At 43.1% G+C, this 4,613-nt stretch carries 3 protein-coding genes; all 3 read left to right on the top strand.

Translation table 11 applies throughout. The features are described from left to right. Positions 1-179: 179 nt before the first annotated feature. The 3 genes from H6S82_RS19265 to H6S82_RS19255 all read left to right on the top strand — a co-directional run bounded on the left by H6S82_RS19265 (position 180) and on the right by H6S82_RS19255 (position 4,524). Positions 180-1,202 carry a DUF2235 domain-containing protein gene (locus H6S82_RS19265; protein WP_190463578.1) on the top strand — a complete coding sequence of 341 codons (1,023 nt, stop codon included), beginning with the start codon at positions 180-182 and terminating at the stop codon, positions 1,200-1,202. Positions 1,203-1,271: 69 nt separating this feature from the next. Next, positions 1,272-2,918, top strand: coding sequence for a peroxidase family protein (locus H6S82_RS19260; RefSeq protein WP_190463580.1), 1,647 nt, complete (start codon positions 1,272-1,274; stop codon positions 2,916-2,918). A gap of 406 nt (positions 2,919-3,324) precedes the next feature. Further along, positions 3,325-4,524 carry a catalase gene (locus H6S82_RS19255; RefSeq protein WP_191056574.1) on the top strand — a complete coding sequence of 400 codons (1,200 nt, stop codon included), beginning with the start codon at positions 3,325-3,327 and terminating at the stop codon, positions 4,522-4,524. The last annotated feature ends 89 nt before the right edge of the window (positions 4,525-4,613 follow it).

The raw sequence follows: 4,613 nt of genomic DNA, 5'->3' as shown, positions 1-4,613 counted from the left end.
TTTCGCTAATAAAAATAAATAAGACTCGTTGGAGTATTATGACAAGTTTGGAGCATAAATTAGGAACACTAACCTGACGCGATAGAAGCGCAATAAATAATTGACGATTTGCAAAGGAAGTAAGCAATGGCTGATTGTCGCTCGCTATTAAATTTAAAATTCAAGGAGAGGATGAAAAAATGAAACGTTTGATCGTTTGCTGTGATGGAACTTGGCAACAACTAAATAGTAGTTACCCAAGTAATATAGTTAAGCTTGCCCAGGCAGTGAAATCGAGAGGTAGTGACGGAGTTCCACAGATCGTTTTTTATGATGAGGGAATTGGAGTAGAGAGTAACAAGATTTTGGGCGGAGCCACTGGACTGGGAATCGATCGAAATATACAAGATGCCTATCGTTTTCTTTCTTTCAACTATGAGCGCGGTGATGAAATCTATCTATTTGGGTTCAGTCGCGGTGCTTACACAGTCAGGAGTCTAGCGGGGATGATCTATTGCTCCGGTCTGCTAGATCGCCCTTATGTTACCAGAGCATCGGAAGCTTACGAGCTTTACCGTAACCGAGGTATTAAACCAAAGGATCGTGTAGCAAGGGATTACCGCGAAGAATACGGCGATCGCGTCCCCATCACTTTGCTTGGTTGTTTCGACACCGTGGGAGCGCTTGGTATTCCCGGTCTAGCCGCCTTCAAGAAGTTTCACGATCAGCTCAATCAGAGGTACAGATTTCACGACACCACTTTAAATCAGTTGATTCAGAATGCGTTGCACGCCGTGGCGATCGACGAAGTTCGCGAAATCTTTGATGTTACGCCTATGAAGAAAAATCCTGATGCTGAGAATCAGCGGGTTATTCAAGTTTGGTTTCCTGGCGAGCATGGCTGCGTCGGCGGTGGAACGGAAGAATACAGGGGGTTATCAGATGCCGCCTTACAATGGATGATCGATTCAACCCGTAACCTTGGATTGGGGCTTGAATTCGATATAAGTGCCATTCCCACAGGTATCAATCCCAATTATGACATTGATTTTAAAAACGATCCTGGGTTCTTCAAATTGGCAGGAATCAAGTTCCGCGAGGTGGGCGATGCTATTGAGGAGCTTCACGAAAGCACGATCGAGCGATTGAAAAAACGCCAAGACTATCGTCCTAAGAATCTGCAAAAGGTTATCTCCAAAGTAATTCAAAATGTAGAAAAATGAGAAAACTTTCTCTCGTAACCGAACATAAGAAGACGATCTAATCTACAACAATCAAAAGGAAAAGCAATCATGGCAAGAGATACATCTAGAGATGGATTGAGCAACAAAGCTTTAGCATATACCTTGACTCATTTCAAGCCAATTTGGGATTTAGTTCAAAGTTACGAGCCTCTCAAACGTAAGCTAAACAAATTTTTTCTGAATAGTATCATTTACAAACTTCCGACGCGCCCGCTTCCCTATAGCTTAATGGGCCTAGATCCCAAAATTCCAGGGACAGATCATCCCAAGAAAACTGATACCTATACCTCTTGGGATTCACTGACAGACAAGACTTATACAGGACGACATTTACCTCCCAAACCGGAATTTAACAAAGAAGGGAATTTGCCGCCACTCGACAAAGTAAAGACATTATTCCAAAAAAGAGACGGAAAAACCATTTATTCGGACAAATCGACTCTGCTCTTTCCCTATTGGGTGCAGTGGTTTACAGATAGTTTTCTGCGGATCGATCGGGAAAACCGCTTCAAAAATACCTCCAACCATCAGATTGATATGTGTAATGTTTACGGGTTGACCCGCAAACAAACAAATCTGATCAGAGCTTTCAAAGACGGTAAATTTAAAACCCAAAAACTCAAGCGCCAAGATGGCGTAGAAGAAGAGTATCCACTCTTTTATTATGCCGATCCCGAACAGGGTATTATCGATCCTCAATTTGAAGGTCTTTATCAGCCAATTAATGATGAGAAAAGGCAACCCCCCGAAAAGAAAGCCAAGATCTTTGCAATGGGAGTTGAACGGGCAAACGTCCAAATTGGCTATGTTATGCTCAACACTTTATGTATCAGGGAGCATAATCGAATTTGTGATGTTTTGTCCAAAAACTATCCAGATTGGGACGATGAGAGACTTTTTCAAACCGCCAGAAATATTCTCATGGTGATTATTCTCAATATCATCATGGAAGAGTACATTTTCCACATTACGCCTTATAATTTTAGGTTCTTTGCCGATCCGGAAGCTTTTACCAAGGAAAGTTGGTATCGAGAAAATTGGATGGCGATTGAGTTTAGTTTTGTCTATCGCTGGCATAGTGCGCTTCCTGAAAACTTTATCTATGACGGCAAAGAAACATCTATGTACGATTCCCTCTGGAATAATCAGATGTTAATCGATAAAGGGTTGGGTGCATTGATGGAAGAAACTTGTTCCCAACCAGGCACTAGAATTGGTTTGTTTAACACACCTGATTTTCCGATCGCAGGCACACCCTATACCTTTATTGATGCTACCGAACTAGCATCTGTTAAACTCGGACGGCAGGCGCAGTTAGCCAGTTATAACGATTACCGCGAAATTTGTGGTTATCCCAGAGTGACCGATTTCAATCAAATTACGGGTGACGAATACGCTCAACAGAAATTAAAAGAGTTGTACGGTCATGTGGATAATATTGAATTCTTTGTCGGATTGTACGCCGAAGATGTGCGGCAAAATTCAGCAATTCCGCCTTTGGTAGCACGGATAATTGGTATTGATGCTTTCTCCCAAGCTTTAACTAATCCTTTGTTATCGCCTAAAGTCTTCAATAAGGAAACTTTTTCGGAGGTTGGTTGGGAAATTATCCAAAATACCAAAACAGTCTCCGATTTAGTGAATCGTAATGTTCCACCAAGCGATCGCAAGTACAAAGTCTCATTCAATCTTTAAGTTGTAGCTGACAACTAAGACTCAAGGTAGTTGAGGGCGCAAACACACCTGCGCCCTCAAAAATGAGCAAGAAAAAGACAAATATTATCTTGCCAATCAGAAAAATGTACAGAACTAGGCTTTTAAAAGCGATCGCCTTCTTTATGGGGTAACTGATATTCGTTAATCCAGCCTATGCCTCAGCTCGCCAAGATGCGCCCAAAATCCTGGGAACTCCGGTAATAGATATTACGGATCTCTTCGCATTTACCAACCCGGAGTAACCCAGTCATGTAGTATTAATCAAGAACGTTGCACCGTTGGCAAGCGAGTCGTTGTGGTTTTGTGAATTCTTTCAGCGGGAAAGGAGTAACAGAGATAACGGTTTGTGTAGAGCCTTTTTTAGCGATTAACCGAAGGTTTTGTGATGAACAAGAAGTTATTTACGGAATATCCCGAACAAGACGAACGCAAATACTACGATCTTCTGACTGAACAAGTCACGATTCGGATGGATAATCTGTACAAGGATAAAGAGCGGGCGCTGCGAGATACCCATACCAAAAGCCATGCTGCTGTGAAAGGAATTCTCGAAATCTTTGACTTTGATGAGGAAGCGATTAAACGCGAATTGAGCGATCGCACTGCGCTAACTCCTTCCCAGGTTAAAGAGATTTCCATCAAGCAAGGCTTGCTCTCTTCACCCAAACAATATCCTGTTTGGCTGCGATTTGCCAACGGGGCTTTCCAAATAAAAAATGATTACGAGGCGGACACCCGCTCAATGGCAGTGAAAGTGATGGGGGTTGAGGGGGAACGGCTTGAGCAAAGCTATGAGTCGAAAACCCAGGACATTATTGTTCACAATTCAGTGTTTTTCTTTGTTAAAACTATCCGAGACTACTACGGCTTTTTTTCTGCTGTCGTTGAGTCAAAGGAGGCAACAAAGAAGTGGCTTTTTCAACATCCCAGGCAATTCTTAGCACTCCTCAAGGGTACGGGCGAGGCTCCGAAAAGTTTACTGACACAGCGGTATTGGAGCAGTTCAGCCTCTGCTTTGGGTCTCAAGCCCGATTTCGACCCCGACCAGACGAGTGTCGTTCCTGTGGAATATCCGGCTGTGATTAAGTATGCGTTTACTCCAGTTTCACCCCAGCCACCCCACGACAGGATTGCATTCCAGTCTCGACCGGGAATTCCTAAACTTCCTTTTGGCGATCGCGCTAAAGCACTCGGCTTAGATCCGAATCAGCCGGACAATTACTACCGGGATGATATCATTCAATCTCTTGGGAAACCTGATGCTGAATACTGTTGGGAATTTGGCATTCAGTTCCAAGCCAGCCCAAATATGTCGATCGACGATACCACAATTCCCTGGAAGGAAAGAGAATCACCCTTCTTCACAGTAGGTCGTCTCACCGTCAAGCATCAAATCATTGATTTTGAAAAACAATACGATTTCTGTGAAAACTTGCGATTTTCTCCCTGGAACGGTCTAGCAGTCCATCGTCCGGTTGGTTGCATAAATCGACTGCGCGGTGTTGTTTACCCTGTTGTCGCCAATTATCGCCAACAAAAGCGAGGTATTGCCTACCAAGAACCAACAGGATCGGAAACATTTTAAGGAAATAATTGGAAGCGACATCACGATGCTGCCAAAAGGGAAAGACCAAAAAGAAAAAACTTTCCCTTTTAACTTTTTCAAGCGCAATA

Source organism: Planktothrix sp. FACHB-1355 (assembly GCF_014748295.1).
Lineage (GTDB): Bacteria > Cyanobacteriota > Cyanobacteriia > Cyanobacteriales > Aerosakkonemataceae > Aerosakkonema > Aerosakkonema funiforme_A.
The sequence above is the reverse complement of the archived record's forward strand: the minus strand, read 5'-3'. Positions and strand labels throughout refer to the sequence as shown.